General features: G+C 44.0%; 25 protein-coding genes. 4 read left to right on the plus strand and 21 right to left on the minus strand.

Annotated features, from left to right (window positions below; all coding sequences use genetic code 11):
- Positions 1-31 precede the first annotated feature (31 nt).
- The 10 genes from ACKTT9_RS20935 to ACKTT9_RS20980 all read right to left on the minus strand — a co-directional run bounded on the left by ACKTT9_RS20935 (position 32) and on the right by ACKTT9_RS20980 (position 12,033).
- On the minus strand, positions 32-1,534 hold the full coding sequence (locus ACKTT9_RS20935; RefSeq protein ID WP_407867445.1) for an extracellular solute-binding protein: 1,503 nt from the start codon (positions 1,532-1,534) through the stop codon (positions 32-34).
- Positions 1,535-1,581: 47 nt separating this feature from the next.
- Complete coding sequence (locus ACKTT9_RS20940; protein ID WP_157320584.1) at positions 1,582-2,670, minus strand: mandelate racemase/muconate lactonizing enzyme family protein; 1,089 nt, start codon at positions 2,668-2,670, stop codon at positions 1,582-1,584.
- Positions 2,671-2,730: 60 nt separating this feature from the next.
- Positions 2,731-3,609, minus strand: coding sequence for a carbohydrate ABC transporter permease (locus ACKTT9_RS20945; RefSeq protein WP_407867446.1), 879 nt, complete (start codon positions 3,607-3,609; stop codon positions 2,731-2,733).
- Positions 3,610-3,629: 20 nt separating this feature from the next.
- A complete protein-coding gene (locus tag ACKTT9_RS20950; protein WP_407873089.1) occupies positions 3,630-4,487 on the minus strand; it encodes an ABC transporter permease in 858 nt (285 codons plus the stop codon).
- A 128-nt stretch (positions 4,488-4,615) separates the two neighbouring features.
- The gene (locus ACKTT9_RS20955; RefSeq protein ID WP_407867447.1) at positions 4,616-5,905 is read right to left on the minus strand and encodes a Gfo/Idh/MocA family protein; all 1,290 of its coding nucleotides are present in this window, start codon (positions 5,903-5,905) and stop codon (positions 4,616-4,618) included.
- A 266-nt stretch (positions 5,906-6,171) separates the two neighbouring features.
- Positions 6,172-7,545: a TrkH family potassium uptake protein gene (locus tag ACKTT9_RS20960; protein ID WP_407867448.1), complete on the minus strand. Its 1,374-nt coding sequence runs from the start codon at positions 7,543-7,545 to the stop codon at positions 6,172-6,174.
- Positions 7,546-7,690: 145 nt separating this feature from the next.
- On the minus strand, positions 7,691-8,797 hold the full coding sequence (locus tag ACKTT9_RS20965) for an acetylxylan esterase (protein ID WP_407867449.1): 1,107 nt from the start codon (positions 8,795-8,797) through the stop codon (positions 7,691-7,693).
- Between the two features lie 21 nt (positions 8,798-8,818).
- Complete coding sequence (locus ACKTT9_RS20970; RefSeq protein ID WP_407867450.1) at positions 8,819-10,168, minus strand: ABC transporter substrate-binding protein; 1,350 nt, start codon at positions 10,166-10,168, stop codon at positions 8,819-8,821.
- 379 nt (positions 10,169-10,547) lie between these two features.
- Positions 10,548-11,150, minus strand: coding sequence for a histidine phosphatase family protein (locus tag ACKTT9_RS20975; RefSeq protein WP_407867451.1), 603 nt, complete (start codon positions 11,148-11,150; stop codon positions 10,548-10,550).
- A 175-nt stretch (positions 11,151-11,325) separates the two neighbouring features.
- Complete coding sequence (locus tag ACKTT9_RS20980) at positions 11,326-12,033, minus strand: SDR family NAD(P)-dependent oxidoreductase (RefSeq protein ID WP_407867452.1); 708 nt, start codon at positions 12,031-12,033, stop codon at positions 11,326-11,328.
- Positions 12,034-12,176: 143 nt separating this feature from the next.
- On the opposite strand from ACKTT9_RS20980, the gene ACKTT9_RS20985 reads away from it, so the two are divergent.
- The gene (locus ACKTT9_RS20985) at positions 12,177-13,073 is read left to right on the plus strand and encodes a LysR family transcriptional regulator (RefSeq protein ID WP_407867453.1); all 897 of its coding nucleotides are present in this window, start codon (positions 12,177-12,179) and stop codon (positions 13,071-13,073) included.
- A gap of 471 nt (positions 13,074-13,544) precedes the next feature.
- Here ACKTT9_RS20985 and ACKTT9_RS20990 read toward each other — a convergent pair whose 3' ends face one another.
- From ACKTT9_RS20990 to ACKTT9_RS21005, 4 genes are all read right to left on the minus strand, one after another.
- Positions 13,545-14,030, minus strand: coding sequence for a DUF1572 family protein (locus ACKTT9_RS20990; protein WP_407867454.1), 486 nt, complete (start codon positions 14,028-14,030; stop codon positions 13,545-13,547).
- Positions 14,031-14,070: 40 nt separating this feature from the next.
- Positions 14,071-15,072: an aldo/keto reductase gene (locus ACKTT9_RS20995; RefSeq protein ID WP_407867455.1), complete on the minus strand. Its 1,002-nt coding sequence runs from the start codon at positions 15,070-15,072 to the stop codon at positions 14,071-14,073.
- 189 nt (positions 15,073-15,261) lie between these two features.
- The gene (locus ACKTT9_RS21000; protein WP_407867456.1) at positions 15,262-16,776 is read right to left on the minus strand and encodes an MDR family MFS transporter; all 1,515 of its coding nucleotides are present in this window, start codon (positions 16,774-16,776) and stop codon (positions 15,262-15,264) included.
- A 38-nt stretch (positions 16,777-16,814) separates the two neighbouring features.
- The gene (locus tag ACKTT9_RS21005) at positions 16,815-17,798 is read right to left on the minus strand and encodes an oxidoreductase (protein ID WP_407867457.1); all 984 of its coding nucleotides are present in this window, start codon (positions 17,796-17,798) and stop codon (positions 16,815-16,817) included.
- A gap of 191 nt (positions 17,799-17,989) precedes the next feature.
- Between ACKTT9_RS21005 and ACKTT9_RS21010 the strand changes: the two genes are divergently transcribed.
- The gene (locus tag ACKTT9_RS21010) at positions 17,990-18,895 is read left to right on the plus strand and encodes an AraC family transcriptional regulator N-terminal domain-containing protein (RefSeq protein ID WP_407867458.1); all 906 of its coding nucleotides are present in this window, start codon (positions 17,990-17,992) and stop codon (positions 18,893-18,895) included.
- Between the two features lie 98 nt (positions 18,896-18,993).
- Positions 18,994-20,082 (plus strand): M24 family metallopeptidase, encoded by a 1,089-nt coding sequence (locus tag ACKTT9_RS21015; protein ID WP_407867459.1) that lies wholly within the window; start codon positions 18,994-18,996, stop codon positions 20,080-20,082.
- A 108-nt stretch (positions 20,083-20,190) separates the two neighbouring features.
- Here the strand turns inward: ACKTT9_RS21015 and ACKTT9_RS21020 are convergent, their stop codons facing one another.
- The gene (locus tag ACKTT9_RS21020; RefSeq protein WP_407867460.1) at positions 20,191-20,901 is read right to left on the minus strand and encodes an SDR family NAD(P)-dependent oxidoreductase; all 711 of its coding nucleotides are present in this window, start codon (positions 20,899-20,901) and stop codon (positions 20,191-20,193) included.
- 104 nt (positions 20,902-21,005) lie between these two features.
- Between ACKTT9_RS21020 and ACKTT9_RS21025 the strand changes: the two genes are divergently transcribed.
- Positions 21,006-21,365 carry a MerR family transcriptional regulator gene (locus tag ACKTT9_RS21025; RefSeq protein ID WP_157320622.1) on the plus strand — a complete coding sequence of 120 codons (360 nt, stop codon included), beginning with the start codon at positions 21,006-21,008 and terminating at the stop codon, positions 21,363-21,365.
- An 83-nt stretch (positions 21,366-21,448) separates the two neighbouring features.
- Here the strand turns inward: ACKTT9_RS21025 and bshB2 are convergent, their stop codons facing one another.
- The 6 genes from bshB2 to ACKTT9_RS21055 all read right to left on the minus strand — a co-directional run bounded on the left by bshB2 (position 21,449) and on the right by ACKTT9_RS21055 (position 24,773).
- A complete protein-coding gene (bshB2, locus tag ACKTT9_RS21030) occupies positions 21,449-22,105 on the minus strand; it encodes a bacillithiol biosynthesis deacetylase BshB2 (RefSeq protein ID WP_407867461.1) in 657 nt (218 codons plus the stop codon).
- 21 nt (positions 22,106-22,126) lie between these two features.
- Positions 22,127-22,471, minus strand: a complete 345-nt coding sequence (locus tag ACKTT9_RS21035) for a YojF family protein (RefSeq protein ID WP_407867462.1) — start codon at positions 22,469-22,471, stop codon at positions 22,127-22,129.
- Positions 22,472-22,634: 163 nt separating this feature from the next.
- Positions 22,635-22,979, minus strand: a complete 345-nt coding sequence (locus tag ACKTT9_RS21040; RefSeq protein ID WP_407867463.1) for a hypothetical protein — start codon at positions 22,977-22,979, stop codon at positions 22,635-22,637.
- Between the two features lie 5 nt (positions 22,980-22,984).
- On the minus strand, positions 22,985-23,416 hold the full coding sequence (locus ACKTT9_RS21045; protein WP_407867464.1) for a hypothetical protein: 432 nt from the start codon (positions 23,414-23,416) through the stop codon (positions 22,985-22,987).
- A gap of 12 nt (positions 23,417-23,428) precedes the next feature.
- A complete protein-coding gene (locus ACKTT9_RS21050) occupies positions 23,429-23,794 on the minus strand; it encodes a DUF2089 domain-containing protein (protein ID WP_127450574.1) in 366 nt (121 codons plus the stop codon).
- A 217-nt stretch (positions 23,795-24,011) separates the two neighbouring features.
- Positions 24,012-24,773: an SDR family oxidoreductase gene (locus tag ACKTT9_RS21055; protein ID WP_407867465.1), complete on the minus strand. Its 762-nt coding sequence runs from the start codon at positions 24,771-24,773 to the stop codon at positions 24,012-24,014.
- Positions 24,774-24,789 lie beyond the last annotated feature (16 nt).

Genomic DNA, 24,789 nt, shown 5'->3' on the forward strand with positions numbered 1-24,789 from the left:
TTATCGCATGAAGTGGGTGCCATCGCACCCATTATTTTTTCATTGTTTTCTCATACTCGCTTTTGTACTCGGACATGACTTGGTCTCCGCCTAGCTTTTGCCAGTTAGCAATGGCTTGTTGAAAGCCATTTTCGTCCAGTTCACCCAAGATAAATTTGGTTCTAGCATCCGTAATGACCTGATCCAGCTGTTTTCCTTTTTCCATATAAGTTTTGGAAAGAAGCGGCAAGGCCGGATTCGGAACTGCGTATTGTTCGTTGTTCTGAATAAGCTTGTTATACTTATCAACGCTAGGGTCCTGCTTACCGGGAAGCGCCTTGCTGCCATCAAACACCATTAATTGGAACAAATTATTATAGATTTCGTCGGTGAATACTTGCTCGTCAATCCGCACGGCTTGGCCATTCTCCACCTTATAGTGTTTGCCTTCAATCCCCCACGCCATTAGGTTCTGTACCTTTTCATCACCGAGCTTATCGATATAGGTAAGAACTTTTTTGAGATCATCCTCGGTTTTTACGCTAGTTTTCGGGATCATATATACGCTGTTGTAGCCGGTACCTCCCTGTACTTTCATTCCCCCAGGTCCGCTCAAAGTAGCAACGGTATCCAATTCAGCCTTTGGATTCGCTTTCAATAAGTCAGTGAACCGGGAGTTTAAATCATCATAAGCCCCAATGTATACGCCTGCTTTACCTTGATTCACCAATACAGTTCGGTCTTTGACCACTGGAAAGTCACTGTTAAACAATTTATCCTTGAACATTTGCTGCAGTAATTTCATCGTATCCATATAAGGCTTCGTCATGAAATCCGGCGACATTTTACCATCTTTGTATTCCCACGTATTCGGAGCGCCCATCATAGCAAGGAGGTGAAAAATTTGCGCGCTGCTTGAATCAAATGAGATGCCGTACGTGTCATTTTTACCATTTTTGTCAGGGTCGTTATAGGTAAAAGCTTTGAAAATATTCATCAGGTCGTCGAGGTTTTTTGGTTCCTGTAGACCCAAATTATTTAACCAGTCTTTGCGAATAATGACGCCGTTACGAGCCATCGGTCTCCAACGGAAAATGCTGTACACTTTACCGTCAATTGACGTATTGGTTAGACGTGTAGCATCCAATGTTTTCAGATTCGGATAATCCTTCAGATACGGCCCCAGTTCCCAGAACAAGCCTGCTCGTGCAGCTTCGATAATCGCAGGGTTACGGTCGTCTTTCACGAGAAGGATCTGTGGCAGATCCCCGGCAACAGCGATCGAGGCGGTAACCTTCTCGCTATAACTTGAGCTGGGAACCCAAGTAATGTTTAATTTCGTGTTGGTGTACTCCTGAAGCAGTTTCATCGCTTCGCTATCCATTTTTGGAGGCTCTGGCGTCAAATACAGATTCATCATGGTAAGTTCTGTTGGTTTCGTAGATTCCGATGCACTAGGTTTGGTTCCCTCGCCATTGGAACATGCCGAAGCGAGAATAATCGATAATGCTCCTGTAACGAGTAGTCCACGCTTAAAAATATGATTCGTTTTCATGGATACGTTAGCCCCCTAATTACGAACTTTTAATAGTCTAAATAATCTTATCGAATAACTTCAAGTGTAGCTTCCATTAGTTCCTCATCCAATTCGATCCCCAGCCCTGGTCCATGCGGTACAAGGACATGTCCATCTTTCACTTCGAAAGGCTGTTTCAAATAACGTTCTCTCGTACTGTTTGATTCGATGTTGTATTCGTAAAAGCTGCTGCATTCCGGCGAACTGGCCGCCAAATGAATGGCTGCGGCGAAGCCGATGCCCTTGGTGGTGTTGTGCGGCACATAGTGAATGCCGAACGCACGGCATAAAGCAGCAGCGCGCTTCGCGCTAGATATTCCCCCGCATTTGACAGGATCAGCTGCGTACAGATGACAAGCGCCCTTGCTAATAAAGTCACGGAAAGTGAATATATTCCAATCCTGTTCGCCCACATGGATGGGGACAGGTAGCGTGTTCGCCAGCTTCACGTAAGTGTCCACATCGTAATACGGGCAAGGCTCTTCAAAATGATGAATGTTGTATTCCTTAATACGATCGAAAAGTTGTACGGCTTGAATGTACGTATAAGAGCTGTTGCCGTCAATCATCAGCTTGCAATCGGGTCCAATCGCTTCTCGAGCCGCCTTGACCTTAAGCACATCATCGTTCAAATCAACCGGGAGCCCTGTCCCGAAACGAGGTCCTACCTTGATTTTGACGGCTTTGACCTTAAGACGTTCGATCGCATCACGAATTTTATCCGCTTCTTCCGCATGGGTTAGATCGCGACTCATACTGGATGCATACAGCGGAATGTGATCACGATAGAGACCTCCGATTAAATTATACACCGGCTGGTTCAAATAGCGACCCTTCAGATCCCATAACGCGATTTCGAGACCGCTGTACGCCGAGGCAAGCAATTGACCTGATATTTTGTAGTTTCTCCGCAGCACCACCTCTTCGATCAATTCCGTTTGAAAAGGATCCATCCCAATGACAGCCGGCTTGATCACCGTGTTCATGATTTGCATTAGCACATCCGGCCGCATCGGGCTTGATTCGCCGAAACCATAAACTCCTTCGTCGGTTTCTACTTTTACATAAAACAATCCCATCGTTTGCTTGTAACAAGTAATGCTCGTAATTTTCATGTTAGCCTCCTAGTGTCGTTACAAAAATAATCGGTTCGTAATCCGCAGCCTGCTGTATGACTAGCCTTTCACGGAACCGAGCAAAACCCCTTTGGCAAAATGCTTTTGCAAAAACGGATAAACAAGCAGAATCGGCACGGTCGATACAACAATAACCGCCATCTTGATCACTTCGCCGGGAGGCGCTACATAATCGCTTCCCATTTGTTGTGAATCCCCGACCCCTCCTTGTGACAAGATGACAATTTGGCGAAGCCATACTTGAATCGGCCATTTCGTCGTATCATTGATATATAGAATGGCATTAAAAAACGTGTTCCAGTGACCCACCGCATAAAATAAGGCAAAGGTTGCCATGGCCGGAAGAGAGAGTGGCAGCACAATGCGGATCAAAATTTGAAAATCGTTGCATCCGTCGATTTTCGCAGACTCCTCCAGCCCGTCGGGCAGCTGTTGGAAGAAATTTCTGATGATAATCAAGTTAAATGCACTGATGGCGCCTGGAATAAGCAATGATCCATAACTGTTGAGTAGTCCAAGCGATTTCACAACCAGAAATGTTGGAATCATCCCTCCACTGAACAACATGGTGAACAAAATGAGCAGCATAATCGGACGTCGTCCCATAAACTCGTTTCTCGCGAGCGGATAAGCTGTCAGCGTGGTAAAAAACAGGTTGATTAACGTGCCTGCAATGGTTATGAAAGCGGTTACACTTAAACTCCACAAAATCGTTTTTGTCGAAAAAATATATTTGTAACCATCCAGCGATAATTTCGTTGGAATCAGGACGACACCGCGGAGAATCAGCTCTTCAGAAGCCGTTAACGAGCCTGACAATACAAACACGAACGGAATCAAAGTAATTAAGGCAATGGCAATTAGCACGACGACATTTACAATATCAAAAATACGTGAACCGAGTGATTGACGAATCATGGCAGCAGCTCCTTTCTACTTTAATAAACACCTTGTTCCCCGAATTTCTTTGCAATCTTGTTAGCCGCTAATACCAGGCATAAGCCTACTAATGATTTGAACAAACCAACAGCCGTGCTGAAGCTGAACTGTCCCTGCTGAACGCCGTTAGAATAGACATAAGTGTCGAACACCTCTCCTACCTCACGGTTGGTCGAATTAAGCATGAGAAAAATTTGTTCAAAGCCAGTATCCAAAAAGTTACCTAGCCTCAATATGAACAAGATGACAATTGTACTCCGAATTGCTGGCAAAGTGATATGCCACATCTGTTTGAAGCGTCCTGCACCATCGATTTTAGCTGCCTCGTATAGCGTAGGATCAACACCTGACAACGCTGCCAGGAAGATGATCGTCCCCCATCCGGATTCCTTCCAAATGACTTCCAGAATGATCATCGGCCGGAACCATGTATTAGACATGAGAAAATTGGTTTTTTCCATGCCCGCTTGGACAAGCATGTTCGTAAAGATACCGTTCTCCAATGAGAAAAAGGTGTAAGCCATTCCAACAACGACAACCCAGGATACAAAGTGCGGAATATAGATGGCCGTCTGAATAGAGCGTTTAAACCATTCCAGACGCAGTTCGTTGAGCATCAACGCAATGAGTATCGGGATTGGGAAGAAAAAGACGATATTGTAGATAGCCAATATGAACGTGTTTTTAAACAGCAGCCAAAACACAGGATCGTGGAAAAAGCGATCAAAGTGCTTGAAACCGACCCAAGGACTGTTCCAAAAACCGCGAAATGGTAAGTAGTCCTTAAAGGCAATCAGTACTCCCCACATCGGCCAATATTTAAAAAGGCCAAAATAAAGCAGTCCCGGTGTAACCATGATATACAAATAACGGCTTTTAACGAGTCTTCTCCAGAAAAGACTCCCGCTACGCCCCCAGCCAACCGTTGACTTCCTCACGGACACATCCGTTTTCAAGGCTAACGCCTCCTTTCTGCTGCGTGTAATTAAGTCAAAGTAAGTACATCCTTGATACGGACAGGCCGGTTCTCTTTAACGGAGATCCAAACAGCTTCGCCAGTCCCTACGGAATTAGCGCCGTCCATCGAGCCGGACAATATATCATAGGGCCGAGTCGGATCCGGACCGAGAAAAATGTCTTCCAAAAGTGTAGGATCGCCGCCACCATGTCCACCTTGTCGATGAACAACATGAATTGTTTCCTTAGAGCCGAAGAGCGGGAAGTATTCGATCGTCTGCTCGGGAACCGGGAACGGAACCCTGCTGGGAGAATGATATTCCATCGTTTCGATGCGGCCTTTCGTACCGTTGATCGCAAGCCGATAACCCTCGTAAGGAAGGGAAAAGTTAACGGAATACGTTAGTAATGCACCGCCGTCATATTTAACGGTAGCGGAATACGTATCTTCGATATTGATATCAGAATCGAATATGCAAGCATCGGCCCGGTAAGCGCTGTACGGCGCCTGGACTTCAGCTGATCCCACGTCGACATGATCATCTTTCACATGGACTTCCTTGCTTCGCGATGACCAACGCATGAAATAATGGCAATCTCCTTTATCCGCGCAAGTTCCGCAGTAACGACCTTCCACCTTCTTCGGATTCAGCTCGCCATCCGGGCCGTAGTAGTTCAGCGCGCCATAGGCGAAGACTTCCAGCGGACTCTGACCGATCCACCAGTTGACCAAATCGAAGTGATGGGAGCTTTTATGAATGGAAAGTCCACCGGAATGCTCACGAATACGGTTCCAACGTTTAAAATAACTAGCTCCATGGTAGGTATCAATGTACCAATTCAGGTCAATGGAAGTCACTCTGCCAACCTTTCCTTCCAATACCATTTCTTTAATCCGGCTGTGAATGGGCGTGTATCGGTAATTAAAGGTAACCGTCACTTTGCCATTGCTTTTTTTCTCTGCTTCGATAATACGGCGGCAATCCGCCCCTGTCGTTGCCATGGGTTTCTCGGATAACACATCCAAGTCATGTTCCAGCGCTCTAATGATATACGTCACGTGCGTATCATCACGCCCTGTTACAATAATCACATCCGGCTTTGTTTGTTCGACCATTTTATCGAAATCATCAGCCCCATATTCCGGAACGTCGGAAAGCTCTGGATATTTGGACTTACATACGTCAAACCGCCTTGTGTCGACATCGAGTAATCCGACAATCTCAGCCTGCTTCGAAAAAGTTTGCAGCATCGGACCGATATACATTTTCACGCTTCGATTGCTGACACCGCATATCGCGTATCTTCGTCGTTTCATGATGCACCTCTTTTTGTGATTAAGTTTTCGTCATGCAGTAAAACTTATCTCATTATTTCTTAGAACCGAATAAATGGATACAATCTTTAAAGCGACTTTTTCTCAAATCGTTTATCATCGGGGCTTTCCGTGTGCTAGGAGTCCGTTTTTATTAACGAATAATCATTAGCATCCCGTTTAATAATCTTTATAGATACACGAACGGTTTGCGATAATGGGTTTTGAAACGCAAAAAACCAGCAAACTAGTGTTTGCTGGTTTCTTCACTATCCTGTCATGATCCGTTCGACGGGATAACGATATTTGGCGTCGTCTTGCTTGCCTCGAAGGAAGAAGAAGCAGGTGGTTAAGCCGATTCTTCCGAGAAACATGAGCACCATAAGAATGCATTGAGAGAACACGCCAAGATCCGGTGTTACACCGAGAGATAAGCCTACAGTACCGAAAGCAGAACATACCTCAAGTATGATCGAGATTAGCGGCAGATCATGATTCACATTGCAGATGGCAATAACCGATATCACGCATAGCACAGTGGCGAGTAGAAAAATGGCGAGCGCTTTCAGTATATCTTCCTGATGCACCTCTCTTCGGAATAACTTGATGGAGCGATAGCCTCTCGAAAACTGATAAATGAAAAGCATATTCAAAGCAAACGTTGTGGTACGAATTCCTCCACCTACGGAATTGGGAGATCCGCCGATAAACATATAAAAGCTCATTAAGAGAAGGCTTGGTACGGATAAATGATTAATGTCCATCGTTGTAAGCCCTGCGCTTCTCGTTGTTGCGGTTTGGAAAAAGGCATAGAAAAACCTTTCCATCAAGGGCATGTCTTTTAAAAAATGATCGCTCTCAAACAGCAGCATGAGGATCGTCCCGAGTACAAGAAGAAATCCATAAGTAACCGTCGTTATTTTTGTAAAAAGCGAAAAGCGAAAGATCTCTTTAGATCGTTTTCTTAGATGAGTTAGAAACGCCTTGACTTCAATTAACACGGGAAAACCAATAGCTCCGAAAATGATTAAAGCAACTGTAAGCAACTGTACAAAGTAATCGTTCGCATACGGAATCAGGGATTGTCCGGTAATATCCATTCCGGCATTCGTCGTTGCACTAACGGAGGCAAATAATCCTTGAAGAAAGGCATCCTGCCAACGATCATAATACGCTAAGAAGCGGATTCCGAAAATAAGTCCTCCAATAAGCTCTGTAAGAAGGGTAATCACTAATATTTCTCTCATCATAGTTACGAGACCTGACATTTCAAACTGATTATTATCTGCCATGATGAGGCGGCGTTGGGTTAAGCCTATTCGTCGGTCAAGAAGAAGCCAAAAAAACGTGCTCATCGCCATAATACCGATTCCCCCAAATTGCAAAACCAGCATGATGACGAAATAACCGAAGACACTGTAGGTTTCTGCAACATTAAGAACAGCAAGTCCCGTGTCGCTTGCAACACTTACAGCGGTAAAGATGGTTTGGAAGAAAGAAACATGGATGCCAGGCTTATGCACAGCAGGGATACTAAATAATGCCACGGAAATGATCATTGCCAAAAAGTAATAACCCGTAATCACTTGGGCGGGTGATCGTTTTTCTATCCAATTTCTTAATCTGGACCGTCCGGAGCGCATGTTCCTCCTCCTTAATCACATGTTGACGCAGAATATTACTACCATTTTTTGCCCAAATATCGGTTGTATTATTCTTATCATCAACAATTAACCGTGGAGTCTGCTCCCTTTTCGTCAAAAATGCACCAGCGCCCCCATATTCATGCTATAGTCTTCTATCCGCAAAATCCATAAAGCACATCCAGTCATAGCGGGTAATGTCGTGTTTTCCTTCTCTGAGATGATAGCCCACTCTATCGCTGCATACAGGAGAATTCACAGGAGGCATATGGTGTGCATCTAGAGCGTTGAATCCATAAAGCATATAGACCGATTGCGCCAGAAGTAAACCTAAAAACTCAGATTTAGGATCGGCCCAATTGTCCTCTGATGCACTGGCTACATAAAGAGGCCTGGGAGCAATGAGCGATAGCAATAGATGTTGATCGATCGGCAGCTCCTCCTCCCGTTCATTAAACTTCTTATAGTTATCGTTAAACCAGTGTGGATTTCCACGGTTAATGTTTATAAGCCTCTCCCCTGCCTTACCTCGCGAAATGGCTGCTCCCGAACAACCGGAATCATTACTGACAACTAAGGCAAAACGTTCGTCCAAAGCACCAGCCCACAAACAGGCTTTACCGCTTCTGGAAAAACCAACAATAGCTACCCGCTCTGAATCAATTCGGGAATCCGTCTCCAAATAGTCCATCACACGGCTTGCGCCCCATGCCCATGCGGACATAGCTCCCCAGGCATCCGGCGAACGTGATTCACTTGGCGAATCAAATACGCCGTGGACGCCATTCCGGTAACTTTCATCATAGAAATCCGGGTCCAAATCTTCCACATGATAAGAAACAGCCGCATAACCTCGGGAAACGATATCCTCCACTGGCCAATAAGCCGAACACTCCTCTAATTCCACTTCGGACACACGTTGACCTTTGATTGCCGCGTAGATAAAAGTAGGTACCTGAGACTCAGTTATTGGGATATAGAGCTGCAAACGAATACGCCCTTCGCCGCCTTGCCCTGTAAAATTGATGTCGATCTGTTTATGTATAACTGTTCCCTGCATAACCGGCGTTTCCAACACAACATGAAATCGTAAGGAATCAGGACGTCCCACGGGCTCTCTTCCATAGACATATTCACGATATAATTCTATAATTTCAGGTCGTCTGAAATTTCTCCAATCTTCTACGCTCTTAACACGGCGGCCATTGCTGCTTTCAAAAACCTCTGGAAGTGATCTCTTTCTTTCCTCCATCCTATCCCCTCTCCTTCGTACTTATTTCTTCGCTTCAGCAGCCGTATCGGTGTTCACTTTCGCAGCTTTGGCAGTTGCAATTGCTTTCGTCGATTGTTCCTCGATCATACGTAGTGCCGTAACGGTGTCTTTCGATTCTTTGAAAATGAGAGGCGCAAATACGTTCTGCATTGGAACGTCATACCACATTAAACCATTGGCACGTGCAGCAGGCGGCATGGCTGTTTTACCGTAAAAGATTGCGCTTGTATTCTTGCCCCTCATCTGTGACAAGTTTTGCCCGAATGCCTCTTGCACGGCTTTGGACTCCGTCGGTACGATAACGCCCTCTTTCGCAAGATCCACTTGATGCTCCTCGGAAAGCAGTGCCGCCATGGCCTGGAAAGCAAGATCCTTCTTCTGTGATTGTTTCGTAATATACATGGAATACACATTAGGCTGATACCTCGTATCCATAGCCTCTTTAAAAGAAGGAACGGATACAATATCAAAGTTCAAATTCTTATTTTGCTCATAGTACGTAACTAAATGATCAACTGTCGCTACGGCCATCGCAATGTTAGCTTTCGTCGCAAAAGTCTCAACCGTGTCAAACTGGTTAGCTGGAATATCATAGAACCGGCGTAAGTTATCTACGATATTTTTCCACTCGGGAGAGTTCATGCTCGCCTTGTCCTCCGTTAAGCTTAGAGGCGACAATGAAAGCTGATTATAATTCATATAATGACCTGGATTTTGAGAAAATCCTTTGTACGTGATTTCGCCATCTACGCGGGTTAGCTTCTTGGCGATTTCATAGATCTCATCATAAGTCATCCCGTTCTTCGGATAATCGACACCGAACTTGTCAAAGATGTCCTTGTTATAAAAAAGTACAAAATCGTTATTGTTATAAGGCAAACCATAGATACTGCCATCCGTTTTCAGATTGGTCATCTGAGCCATCAGGGACGGATTTAATTTGGTTGTATCAAAATTATACTTTTTGATAAGATCCCGGATATCATACTGCAGATCATTGTCAAAAATCCAACGTTGAACATTCATGCGCGTATTATCAATGATAAGGTCTGGAATTGTTCCGGCTGCAATAAGATCCTTGTACTGTCTACCAGGGTTATCCCAATGAACATGCTTAATCTTCACGTCTGGGAATTTCTTTTTGAGGAAATCGCCGATTTGTTTATCAAAATTTTCTTCCTTGGCGAAATAGGGCGGATTGACGGTATAGATAAACAACTCATTACTCGGTGTGGCAGATGTTGTTTTGCTTGTTCCGTCTCCTTCCCCTGCAACCGGAGCTGAGCTCCCTCCCTGTTCACAGCCTGCAATAAACGTAAGTACAGCAACTACGGCCAGAAACTTTTTCATGAATTATATCCCTCCACATTTGGAATTCATCCTATGTTGTAAACGCTTTAATAACCATATTACGAATCCACTTCGTATGAATTAGGGGGCTATTTCATTTTTATAGGTTATTAATTCCATCTTTTTTTAGCCGGGCTTTATTCTGTGCCAAATAGCAAAAAGACCCGCCGCGGCGGATCCTTCGTTCTAGCTAATTCATGGTTCGTTAAAGTATGCCTTTGCGATTGAAATCAATCAAATCAGGATCTAACTCCTCAAGCTTATCTTCAAACTTATCCCACCCATTTAACTTTATAAAATTTGCTTCACTGTACCCAGATGCCTTTCTAAAAATCGTATGAAATCGTTCATGTTCCCTCCAATTTCCTTATATCAGTGTCTAACATGATAAGTGGGCAATGTTTGCAAACTCATATAAACAAAATGCTTTACCATCACAACTAATTTTAGTTATAGAGCATTCTGCAATCAAGTTGCTTTGTTCATTTATGAAATTTGAGTGCGTATTATTAAGTTCATCTTGAGAAAATTCATTTAACATAAAGTCTGTTATCAATCCGCCGTGAGTAACAATAACAATACTTTCATTTGGATATTGAACTGATAATTCTATCAAGCATGAAGATAATCGCTCACCAGCCCTTCTTGCAGAATCTCCGATAGGCGGCAAAAAGTCTCTTTCCCTCGTACATTGGTTCCACATAGCTACAAATTCTTCAAAAGTTTGTCCTGGCAGGTCCCCCCAATTGGCACGCTCTCGCAAACGAATATCCTCAACAATTGGTATTTTGGCCGCTTTTCCGATGATCTGTGCTGTTAGTTTTGCTCTTTTCAGCGGACTGCTGAATATTCTTGATATGGGAAAATTTTCGAGATATTTTGCTGTTATATTTGCTTGCTCAAAGCCTTCAACTGAGATGGAGACATCACCAACCTCTTTTTCTTTAATCGCGTGTCTAACAAGGTAAAAATCAGTGCTCATTTTATCACTCCTTAAAACAACTTTGACAGATATCTAATTAGTCTAACGTCTAATTAGATGATACAACATTTCTAGATCATCATAAAGATACAAAAGACAGCCATTAGTTGGCTGCCCACTATGATTGAAATATTCGAGATGTAATTAAACTCTCTTTCTCGTTAACCATAAAAGCTCATTTATCCATATATTGCTCGTCTGGCTCATTTAGGGCTGCAATCAAAATTCTCTCTGCGACCATTTCAGGAGTATCTTTTGGAGAAGAAGATCCTTGGGGTTGTTGCTCATGAGTCCCTAGAGCGTTTTTGCCAAAATCCGTTGCGGTTGAGCGCGGATAAACGGTTATCACACGGATATGATCTGAGGCTAACTCATCTCGTGCCGTATTGGAAATCATGTTCAAAGCGGCTTTGGTTGCAGCATAAGCACCCAATCCAGCAATATGCATCTTAGATACCACAGAGCTTATATTGATGATCAGACCTCCCCCTTGCCTTCGCATGACAGGGATCGCAGATTGCATTGCCGCTATCGCTCCTAGTACATTGAGTTCGAAGATCTTGCGGAAGTCAATAAGATTTAGATCAGCGACCTTGCCAACTACAGCTTGTCCTACATTATTGATGATCACATCCAGACGGCCAAAGTGGAGCACTGTTTCCTCGATGGCTCGTTGTACTTGCCTGGGATCACTCACGTCAGCAGAAATAGCGACAGCATCAATACCCTGGTTCTGTAATTCTTTGGCGAGATGATTTAATACATCGGCAGATCGGGCTACCAGTGCTAATTTAGCACCAGCGGCAGCAAATTCACGTACTGTAGCTAACCCGATACCAGCGGATGCTCCAGTTATAAAAACAACCTTGTCACGAATTTCCATAATAAATGTTCCTTTCTTGGAGGAGATTAGCCAAAGTGCTTTGCTCTTTTCATCTCTAATGTTACAGTTGGAGAACTTGATACGGAAGTTCAAATAAGTTAGCATGGTATCAACTATTGGTTTATGCAACAGGGGGTCATAGAATGCTAGAACAATTGAATACTTTTATTCAGGTCGTAGAGTCCGGTAGCTTTTCAAAAGCAGCTGAAAAACTTTTCATTTCTCCTACCGCTGTGATGAAGCAAATGAATCTATTGGAAAAACATGTAGGTATGCCTCTTTTGATCCGCACTAACCATGGAATTGACCTGACCAACGCGGGAAAATCCTTTGTCAAGGATGCGGCATTTATGGTGCAATTTTTCGAAGAAGCTCTGCTGCGTATGCGTCAATTCGCACAGGCAAATCAGCTCGTAATTCGCGTGGGAACTTCTATGCTTAATCCCTGCAAGGTTTTGCTGGATATGTGGAATGAAGTCAGCAACCAATTTCCGCAATTCAAAATCAATATCGTGCATTTTGAGGATGATTCACATACACTCCCAACTACTTATCGTACTATTGGCAAAAACTATGATTTCATTGTAGGGCCTATCCTTACAGAAAATTTAAAGGAGTATTTCCAAGTGCTTGAGTTGGGAAGTAATCGTTTCTGCTTTGCTTTATCTCGCAACCATCGGCTGGCATCTAAAAAAACTATTTCTGTGAAAGATTTGTATGGAGAGGAGTTGGCTGTAGTAAATGGCGGAGGTAGCGCAGTAATTGATGAGATTCGTACTTTTATGATAAAGAACCACCCTAAAATCCGAATCAAAGATATTCCGCGTCTTTATGATATTGATATATTCAATCGATGTGAAGAAAGTGGTGTTGTCTTACTAACACTGGATGTATGGGCAGATATTCATCCGTCCCTAGTAACAATTCCTAGTGACTTGGACTTCGCAATCCCCTATGGTTTGCTATATCCCTTACATCCTTCTGAAGATGCCAATCAGTTTCTAGAAATCATTAAGAAAATACAATTTCAGCAGGGTTAACCGGTACATAGCTGTACCGGTTTTCAAAGCCTCAAGACCCCTTTATTAGCAATTTTAATAGCTTTATTGTACAGTTCTTTAAATTCTTCTTCATCTAGCTTATATTTGTTCCCTGTTAAAACACCAGAATAAGCTTTGAGTAGATCATACAATCCTAAATGAACCCATTCCCATAACATTGATGTAATACTTCACGAATTTCTTCAATATGTAGTGTTCCCTGATTTGAAATTAATGCAGCCGAAAAGGGATATTCTGAAAATTCAATATGGTTTTTATAGAACTTAATCATAAGATCTCCCATCTTCCTCAAAATATTTTTTGTTATATTCTACCACATTCTCTGTATGTCCAATAGATAAAAAAAGACTGCCAAATGGCAGCCTCAAATAAGAATTACCCTTGTGTAGGGCTTCTCTAATGACAATGAATTGGGGGATATTGGGGACCCCTATTCCTTTCAGATATCATTTAGACCCGTTTCTTCTTTGGTACAGTTGTAGTCAAATATTCTTCATCTTTCAATATCTTTGCTATATATAAAATCTGGCCCATATGTTCCGAGAAATGAGTTGCACTCTGAATAAAAATCTCTAAATTTGTTTGTTCACGATTGCCCGTTTTTTGAGTTTCCAATAATCCTTCGCTATTCATGGCCATTAATGTCACTTTAACTTCACGAAGTGATGTTTTAATAATCTCAATTAAATCATTCTTCGTTATAAAATGCTCTTCAAACTCCCCATCACGGTCTCTCGTGAACGGTTTCTTGTTCATTCCTTTGCCAATACGATCATTTATATTGCCGCTAATGTGAACGATTAAATTGGATATGCTATTACTGGACTCGTTAGGACGCCAGTTTACTTGTTGATCGTCTAACTGCTCCAAAACCAAAACGATCCTTCGCTCAATAGCCTCAAATCTTTCATTTAACATGTTTTTTATCTCGTTCATATATAAACACCTCATTTGAGATTATAATAAGATACATTTCTTAAATGTTCACATACGACATATTGGCCTTGGTATAACGCTCACCAGCGGTGATGCCTATTGGCGCAACTTCGTTAATTTTCGTTAACTCATCTTGTGTCAGTACAATATCTGCAGCTGCGACGTTTTCCTCCAGGTAAGAAATTCGACGAGTTCCAGGAATCGGGACACACCCTTGAGCGATCGTCCAAGCCAATGCCAACTGTGAAGGTTTGACTCCTCTAGCATCAGCAATCCGAGTTAAAGCTTCAACGATACGCATATTAGATGCCAGGTTATCGCCGCTAAGTCGAGGATCCGTTTTGCGAAAATCTGTTTGATGAAGTTGGTCCGTCTTAAACTGACCTGTCAAGAATCCACGTCCTAATGGGGAGTACGGTACAAATCCGATGCCTAATTCTCGGACAGTATCAAGCACACCGTTAGCTTCAACCCCACGCTCGAACAATGAATACTCCGTTTGAACAGCCGTTATTGGATGAACAGCGTGAGCGCGGCGGATTGTACCTGCTGCAGCTTCGGACAAACCGATATGGCCGATTTTACCTTCGGCTACTAGCTTACTCATCGCCATGATTGTCTCTTCAATGGGCACTGTTGGATCAATACGGTGAAGGTAAACAAGGTCGATATAATCCATTTGCAGACGACGTAGTGATCCTTCTATTGCTCTAACAACATTTTGGGAACTGCCATCTACGACACGTTTGCCATCGACAACTTTGATCTGGCCCTCGTCCGTGAAACCAAATCCAATCTTGGTTGCGACAACAACATTCTCACGTATCCCTGTGAGAGCTTTGCCGACCAATTCTTCGTTATGACCCATCCCATAGGTCTCCGCGGTGTCGAAGAACGTAATACCAAGTTCGACTGCTCGCCGAAGCGTCGCCATGCTTTCTTTATCGTCGCTTGGGCCATAAATATAAGTACTCATTCCCATACAACCCAAACCTTCTTGGCTGACCTTCAATCCCTGCGTTCCTAACTCAACAATTTTCATCGTATATCCCTTCCTCTCAAATTTTTTTACACTATATATCTATTAAAAGGTAGGACATCTATCTATACGCAAGCACAATTAATTTTCTTATGTTCTAAAGCATTCTTATACTATACATTGAAACTAGAAATCATTCATAATACAGATTTGAGATCTTGTACATCTAAAAAAATGATAGCTAGAATTTCATCATGCCGTATTTCGAGTTTTAGGTAAAAATAATGTGCCAACCATCGTAATTACAGCGAGTACTAAGATCCCCCAATAGACACTGTGAAGTGCAATTGTCAAACCTTGTTGAATGAGATGCAGTTCCCTTGCCGAGATTTGATGCGTTTTTGAAGAGTCTAATACTTGGTTAATGGAATCTATTGAAACGGTATTTCCCAACGGATTGTCAGCGCTTAATATAAATCTTTTAAATCTAAAATTCAATATTCCGCCTAGCAATGCCGCGCCAACTGAATTACCTAATAGTCGCATGAACATATTCGAAGCAGTGGCTACGCCTCGCATCTGCCGTTGTACACTATTTTGAATCGAAATCATAAACGCCGAGTTGGAGAATCCCATGCCGATTCCAACCATAAACGATCCAGCCCCCGCCCATAAGGCGCCTCTTGAAGGATCCAAAGTGATGAAAAATAGCGACCCGATGAAGATGAAAATACCACCAATGACGGCCGTAGGGCGGATGCCGATTTTCAAAATCAAATGCCCTGCCGCCCAGGCCGCGATAGGCCATCCTACTGTCATTACGGTTAGCGTAAAACCAGCTATGAACGCTGAGCCTCCCGTAACACCTTGGATATACGCGGGTATAAAACTCGTCAGGCCAATAACAATGGCACCAGATGTAAACGTTGCGGTGTTTCCAACTGCGATATAACGATTTTTCCAGAGTTGCAACGGCATCATCGGTTCTGAAGCACGTCGCTCCTGTTTTAAGAACATCCAGATTCCCAAAATAAACACCAACAACAAACAGAACATTTGGGGCGATATCCAGCTCCATGCTACGCCGCCTTGAATCAAGGCAATCATTAGCGAGGATATGGTGATGACAAATAGAATGGAGCCGGTGTAATCAATGGTGTGTTTTTGCTTATCGATACCTTCATGAAAAAAGAAAACGACGCCGATAATGGATAATATACCAAGAGGTACATTCATCCAAAATATCCAGGACCAATGGGAATATTGCACGATCAACCCACCAACAATTGGCCCGATAACCGATGATATCCCAAATACGCTTGAGAAGTATCCTTGAATTTTTGCGCGTTCTTCAACGGTGAACATATCGCCCACGATGGTCATTGCAATAGGTTGGACGGCGCCGGCGCCAAGTCCTTGAATTAATCTGAAAATAACGAGCATCATCATCGTTTTCAAAAGCCCGCACAATATGGAGCCTACCAGAAAAATAACAATACCGGTAATAAAAATAGGCTTGCGGCCGAACAAGTCGGATAGTTTCCCATATATCGGTGTTGTTACTGCCTGCATTAACGAAAAGGCAGAAAATACCCAGCTATAGAGAGTGAATCCGCCCATTTCTCCAACAATACTAGGCATGGCCGTTGAAATAATCGTCATCTCAATGGCGGCCATGAACATGGATATAACTAGAGTGGCTAATACTAAAGGGCGATGAGTTTTTTTCACATTAGATTTATTTTCAAAAACAACAGACTGGTTCATTTTTTCTATCTTCCTATCCATATCATCTGAAAGCTAGCTTATACAGGCATGATTTTTGTGCCAGTGAGCTGCTCACTAAGCTGCCATAGTCGGCCAGCGGCAACTGGATCGATCGCGCGAGGTCGTACGCCAAATCTTTCCATAGACTCATCGTTCGGTAACAATGGAGCAATCTCGCAATTTACACAATAAACGCCTCCCATGCCGTCCAATTGAGGACTAGTCGCACACCATACGCTTGTTGCCGCACCCTGCTGTGGAGTTTTCCTATCTGCACCTTCAGGATCGATAATTGGCTTACCGTTTTCATCAAAAAGCTTAACAGCATCTAATTCCGTCTGTGACAAATGTCTCTGCAGATCCGTTGCAATGCCACCAGGATGGACCGAGAAAGCTCGTACGCCTTGACTTTGCCCTATCGAGTCTAGTGCGACAGCGAACAAGGCGTTTGCACTTTTCGCCTGACCATAAGCAGTCCAAGGATGGTATTCCCGGTGTTCGAAATGAGGATCTTCAAAGTTGACTTCACCTCTTATATAGCCATATGAAGATAGGGCTACAACACGCGCACCTTCCGCACGAATCAGTGCCGGCCAGAGACGTACGGTCAGCTGAAAATGTCCAAGATGGTTAGCTGCGAACTGCGATTCATATCCCCGCTCGTCACGAACTAGCGGCGCAGCCATGACGCCGGCATTGTTGACAAGAATGTGCAGCTTGTCAAATTGTCTAAGAAAACGATCTGCAAAAGCATCGATGGACGCTGGTTGAAGCAAATCCATGAACTCTATAAGCACATCCGGCATTTCAGCGAGAGCAGCCTTAGCCTTATTTATATCACGAGCGGGCACGATGACTTTAGCCCCTGCGGAGTGGAATGCACGAACGGTTTCTAACCCGATGCCGGAATAGCCGCCAGTAACCACAATCGTTTTATCAGTTAAATCGATCTCTTGGATGACCTCGGCTGCTGTAGATGTAGCTCCAAAACCAGAGCCAATAGGAGTTTGTGTAGTTGTCATAAGGATATCTCCTCCGTTTGTTGTTTTAGCATGAAAGCCTTGGCTTCAGCTTCTACATTATGCAACGGATATTGGACCCATCGGTATAACATTTATATCAATTGATTGCCTATTCCTATCACATCCATTGCCGTTGCTAGTGACTGTATATTATGATTGGAACAACTATCGGGTATGTTAAGGAGGATAACATGATGGATCGACAACTCGAACTACGTGAACATATAGCTAATTTAATAGAACGTCATTCACGCCAAAGTAATGGCTCGCACCCCACTTCAATTCCATCTTTGTTTCTCTTTCGCCAGAATAAAATGACAGTTCCCACGCACGGGGTACATGATCGTTCAATCTGTTTTGTTTTTCAAGGCCAGAAGGAAGTCATGCTTGCGTCGGAGCTTTATCGCTACGAGTCAGCTGAATATATTGCCGCCTCTGTGGATTTGCCTGTTATCAGCCAAGTTGTCGAAGCTTCCCCCGAGGCTCCGTATCTCGCCCTCAAGCTGAAATTTACCCCAGAACAAATACTCGAGGTTATCCAGGAGTCCAAAATCCCGACACATTCACAAGAACATGCAAAGCGAGGCTTATTTGTCGGCAAAATGGAAGAACCATTAATGGATGCAGTTAAACGATTGATGCAATTGTTGGATCACCCAGAAGAAATCCCTCTACTTGCACCTCTTATTACAAAAGAAATTCTGTTTCGTATTATGCAAGGGAAACACGGGATGGCATTGGAGCAGATTGTCAAAGATGGAGGCGGTGCATACCGAATCATCGATGCCATCGAACATATTAAACAAAATTTCGAAAAACCATTGCGTATTGATGATCTTGCGGAAATAGCCAATATGAGCGTTCCGTCATTGTATCGGCATTTTAAAGATGTAACCGCTATGAGCCCTATTCAATTTCAAAAACACCTGCGTTTGCAAGCAGCTCGAAGTCTTTTATTAACCGAACCTACTGAGGCCGCTGAAGCCGCGTTCCGGGTAGGTTACGAGAGCCCTTCTCAATTCAGCCGAGAATATACGAGAATGTTCGGTCTTTCACCCATTCAAGATATCAAACGATTGCGAGCTCTGAATGCGTGACGACCTTGTCACCCGACGCTTATTGACATTATAATAAGTTCATTATGTATTAATTTACCCAGTGTCAGTAAACGCCGAAAGGACGGTTGATTTATCTCATGAATACTCGTATTGAACAACTAATTGCCTATATGGATCAGCGAGAGATTGATGCTATGCTGATTACGATGCCGAAACATGTGTACTATTTGACCGGGTTTGCGAGCGACCCACATGAACGTTTTCTCGGGTTGTTAATTCCGCGCGGAGCTGAACCGCTGCTAATCGTACCCGCTTTGGACCTTGAAGCAGCACAAGCCGCATCGACAGTAAAGGCAATCCATACTCATACGGATACCGATAATCCCTACGAAATTCTCCGTAAGCTTCTGCCATCAGGCATCCGGACGCTGGGGCTGGAGAAAGACTATATGACGGTTAGCCGATTTGAAGCAATAAGCCGAGCGGTAGGTGCAGCCGTTTATGCGGATATCGACGAGCCGCTGCGGGAGATGCGCGTCATTAAGACTCCGGATGAAGTTATTCGCATGAAGCATGCGGTTCGGATCATCGAAGATGTGCTCCAAGCCGGTATCGCTCAAGTGAAACCAGGCGTTACGGAGATTGAACTTGTGGCGGAGCTGGAGTACCAGATGAAGAAGCTCGGTGCTAGCGGACCTTCCTTCGCGACGATGGTACTTGCTGGCGAGAAATCAGCGATGCCGCACGGCGTTCCGGGCTCACGGGCCGTCCGCGAAGGAGAGCTGCTCTTGTTCGACCTCGGCGTTTATGCAGACGGATATGCATCCGATATTACGCGAACGTTCGCTGTAGGCGATATTTCGGAAGAACAAGCGAAAATTTATCAGACTGTGCTGCAGGCGAACTTGCTGGCCATTGAAGCAACTCGCCCTGGCGCTACGCTCGCCAGCCTGGACCACGCGGCGCGCGAGCACATCACAAACGCTGGTTACGGAGCGTATTTCATGCACCGGCTCGGGCATGGTCTTGGCATGGATGTGCATGAATATCCATCCGTGCACGGCCAAAACCAAGAGCTGCTGCGCAGCGGCATGGTCTTCACGATTGAGCCGGGCATTTACGTTCCCGGCGTCGGCGGTGTCCGGATCGAAGATGATGTGCTCGTCACGGACAGCGGCGTCGAGGTGTTGACCTCTTTTCAAAAGGGACTTACGGTCATTGGATAAGGTTTCAAGCATAGCCGGGTGATGCCGGCTTGTGATTTATGTACGCAAAAAAACTCTTGTCCGCCATGTATAGGCGTCAAGAGTTTTTTTGCTTTCGATAGCTGAGAGTTACCAGGCGTAAACGCCCTTCTCATCCAAGAATTCGGCGTTATGACGTTTGCCATCCGTCGCATAACCCACAATAATCGCTGCGGCGGCTTCTTTCGATTTACCACCTGCAGCATTGCCGTTAAGATCTGTTGATGTGAACCCAGGCGTTACCGCGAATACTTGCGCTTTGCTGTTTCTGACTTCATAGGCCATTGAAAGTGTCATGGCATTGTTGGCCGTTTTCGATGAGTTATAATCGAATGCATTTAAAGTAAACTCAGCATTTTGCATATGGTCCAGCGAAGCCATATCGGTCGAAACATTGACGATTGTACCTTCGTTATCTTTGATTAAAGGGAACAATCGTTGGTTCAAACGGAAGGTCCCGAAAAAGTTAACTTCGAACGCATTCCGCAAATCTTCCTCCTTGGTATCCATAAAGGAGCGTGAGAAAGCGCCAGGCATACCAGCGTTATTAATTAGAAGCTTCAAGTCCGGATAACGCTTGCTGATCGTTTCAGCTGCCTGTTCGATGGTTTTCAAATCACCCATGTCAATTTGTATAAATTCTATGTCTAACCCCTTGGCAGTTAACTCGGAAACGGCAGCTTCACCGCGTTCGACACTTCGTGCTCCAAGGATGACTTTCCAACCTGCTTCTCCTAACTGCTTAACGATTTCAATTCCGATTCCTTTATTTGCTCCGGTCACTAAAGCGATCTTTTTCATGCGAATCCTTCTTTCTTCATTTGAATTTTCATTAACAATTTAAAAGTTACTATGCTACACTTAGTGTAGGTCAACAATTAATTTTTCATAAAAAGAGGGTTCGTATGTTAACAATTGGAGAAGTGGCGAAGAAAGTCGGGATCAATATTGGAGCGATCCGATTTTACGAAAGAAAGGGACTGTTGGAGCCTGCTGCCCGCAACGAGCAGAATAACCGTCTCTATACGGATAATGATCTGAACTGGCTAATTTTTATCAAATGCCTTCGTGAAACCGGGATGAGTGTGGAGGACATCAAAACGTATTATGATAAAGTAAACGAAGGAACCTCAACCTTGCCGGAGCGAATCCAACTAATTGAAGGTCAAAAGGAAAAGTTGTTGCAAGATATTGCGGAGAAAGAAGCGCAGCTCGTTCATTTGGAAGAAAAGCTGAAGCGCTATTATCGCGGGGAAAATTATTAATTGCAAATTTAACTGTTCACCTGTAAAAAAATAAAGACAGCCGACTTGTGCCGGCTGCCTTCATCGCTTCATTCAACAATGTTTCATGAGAATCGATACGTCCAAAACCGTTCCGTCCCGAAACGCACCTGAATTTCCGGATCCGATAATTTCTTGCTGCCCAATAATTCAGCGGCTTGGAATTGAGACTTATGGGACTGAATAGATGCCATCTTCTGTTTCAAGAAACTTTTAACATCATTAACGATATCGGGTTTGCCGATTTCTTGTTCATGATTTTTGGCGAATGCCATGCAATGCACAGTCGGCCTTCGGTCGGCAGGCATTCTGCCAATGGTTCGGATTACCGCCGCTCCACATGCTTCGTGATCGGGATGAACACTTAGTGTGGGATGGAAAGTAAGGACTAACGAAGGATTAAGCTCTTTGATAAGTTCTTCGATGCTTCCATCCAATTTGGCTTTATCCTCGAATTCGATCATTTTATCGTGAAAGCCGAGCAACCTAAGATCTCGAATGCCGATAGCGCGGCACGAAGCTTCAAGTTCCTGTTTGCGAATGACAGGCAATGTGACCCGATTGGCGAATGGCGGTATGCCCATGTTACGGCCCATTTCACCTAAAGTTAAACAAGCGTAAGTGACTTCTGATCCTTGGCTGAGATGCATGGCAAGCGTTCCTGACGCGCTGAATGCCTCATCGTCCGGATGTGGAAGCACAACTAGAATGTGTCGTTCCATATATGTTGATCCTCCTTTACCTTAGAACGGTTCCCGGCTCAATTGCAGCGCCACGACAAGTTTACCCGCCGTATCATGCCCCGCAAGGATAAGCCTTTCGGAATCCGTCTCTTCATAATGAGTTAGCCCCTCGGAATATACCCAACCTTGCTCCGTTTTCAAGCCGACGCGATAAGGGCCATTACCCGAAATAGAGCCGTGAGAATAACGAATAACGGCATTCGAAATAAAGGTCGCAGCCGGATGTTTCGTAGAATCCAGATGCGCAGCATAAGCCCCCGTTGTCATCTCGAGATGGATATATAAATCCTGATCAATAAGGATATCGATAAACTGCTGGACTATTGCTTTGTCGATAAGCTGCATGTATTTTCCTCCAATTGCCTTAATAATATCGTTCTTCAAAGAGATTAAACCGATATGTCATTATTTTAGCATATCTTGCCTGCGAATCCATATCGACATGAAAATGAAAACATAAAAAAAATGCCGCATCCTATGCGGCATTCATTGAGATTAAAAACCTCGCTTACAGTTTAATCAACACTTCCGTGCCGTCCTGAGCTTTGACATCGACCAGAACCGTCCCTTTGTAACGCTGCAACTCCTTGATGAGTTGCCTGATCGCTTGCTTCGTGCTTCGGCTTTGGAGAATCGACAGTACCAGCTCGATCCCGAATTGACTGCTGTCCGAATCGAAATCATGCTTCCGGTTCAAATGCCCATCCGACTTTCCGTCGAATTTGTTCAACCAATCCTTCAATATGCGGTGAATGAAATTGGAAGTCAGAATACCGCTCCCCATGTGCAGTACGGTATAAGGGACAGGAATCGTAAAGGCGTGCTCCTTACTCTTAACCTTCACAATCATCATGACTGTCACTCAATCACGACGGTGACTGTGTCCGATACACCGGAGCGGATGTCAATGATTTGTCCGTCAAGCTCGTTCTCTATGGCATCGATGAGAAGGTCAATATCGATATCCTTCACATATTTCGCAGCCTGCGGAATATTGGATGCGATGCTGTGTCCAGCTGCGAGTACAGCTTTCACAAGTTTAATCGGCAAATTAATGTTCACATTATCATTTTCGTGGGAAGTGACCCGTATTTTTAATGTTTTATCTAAATAACCACCGGATGCTGAAGACGGTTTCTTCGAGAAGTTAGGTTTCCCCAGCATCTGTACGGCATGCGAAGCAGGAGCTGTTTGTTTCTCCTTAAGTGCGTCAATTAACTCAGAAGCCTTGACGGAATCAATTTTACCCTCCTGCATCATGGACAATACTTTGCTGATTTCTTCTTTCATCGTGATACCTCCTTATTCATCCTTCAGCATTTTGACCGCTTCATCTGCAGTGATTTCGCCGTTCTCCAGCATGGAAATGACCTTCTTCTCATCGACTTCTGGCTTCTTCCGCGTATCGTATCCGAGGGCCGAAATGATATCATTCAGCTTACCGCGCACCGTCGGGTATGATATTCCGAGCTCTTTCTCCACTTCCTTGATGTTGCCCCTGTTCACTAGAAAGGTGATCACAAAATGGAGTTGTTCGGGCGAGAGCAGAGCCAGATTGGATAATTCAAATGTGTTCTCAATCGTTGTTCGACAATGTCCGCATTCCAGCTTGACAGCGTGCAAATGATGGTCGCATACAGGACACTGTGTGATGATGGGATATTTCATACTCCGCCCCTTTCTTTTCCTACATTATAATCCTCTATTTTTAAAATGTAAATCAATAATTATTATTTTTTTCAGTTTAAAAATTAATTTATTTAATTATCTTATTAATTTATTGAATTCGCTGGAAATCGATTAAAAAACAAATAATCCGGATATTGCACATAAGCAATACCCGGATCCAAAGATTATTTACATATAAGATTTCTAGGATGCTTCCTCAGAAGCCGGCCGTCCAACCTGCGTCCGCAGCGATCACTGCGCCATTAACAAAACTTGATTCGTCGGATGCCAGGAATAGAGCTACTTGCGCAATTTCTTCCGGTTGACCGGCACGCGGAATCACACCTTGGGTAACCTTGGTTCGAGAAGCACCGAACTCGTTCACGTTAGTCATGGTTGATGCGATATTCGTAATCGTCGCCCCTGGCGCAATCGCGTTGCAACGAATCCCTTTTTGAGCATACATAAAACCGGTATTTTTCGTGATCCCGATAACAGCATGCTTAGATGCCGTATAAGCAACGCCTGCATGTGCACCACTAAATCCGCCTGTTGAAGCTGTATTTATGATGACACCTTTTCCTTTTTCGAGGAAAATGGGAAGAGCTTTTCTGATCGCGCGCATAACGCCCTTCGTATTAATTTCGAAAATTTGATCCCATTTTTCATCGGTTACGTCGCCGACAGGTGCCATGTTATCCATAATGCCGGCATTATTAACTAAAATATCTAGCGTTCCGTATTCATTCACAGCTGTATCTATCATCATATTGATATCATCCAAGTTGGCAACATTCGTTTTGACAGCGATGGCCTCGCCACCAGTGGCTTTAATGCTTTCGGCAACCGCATTCGAGCCTTCCAAATTCAAGTCTGATATGACGACCTTAGCGCCCTCTTGCGCAAATAACACAGCAATGGCTTTGCCCATGCCCGATGCAGCACCGGTAACGACCGCAACTTTACCTTCCAAACGCATGACAGATACCTCCAAA

The organism is Paenibacillus sp. P36 (genome assembly GCF_045866505.1).
GTDB classification, from domain to species: Bacteria; Bacillota; Bacilli; order Paenibacillales; family NBRC-103111; genus Paenibacillus_E; species Paenibacillus_E chondroitinus.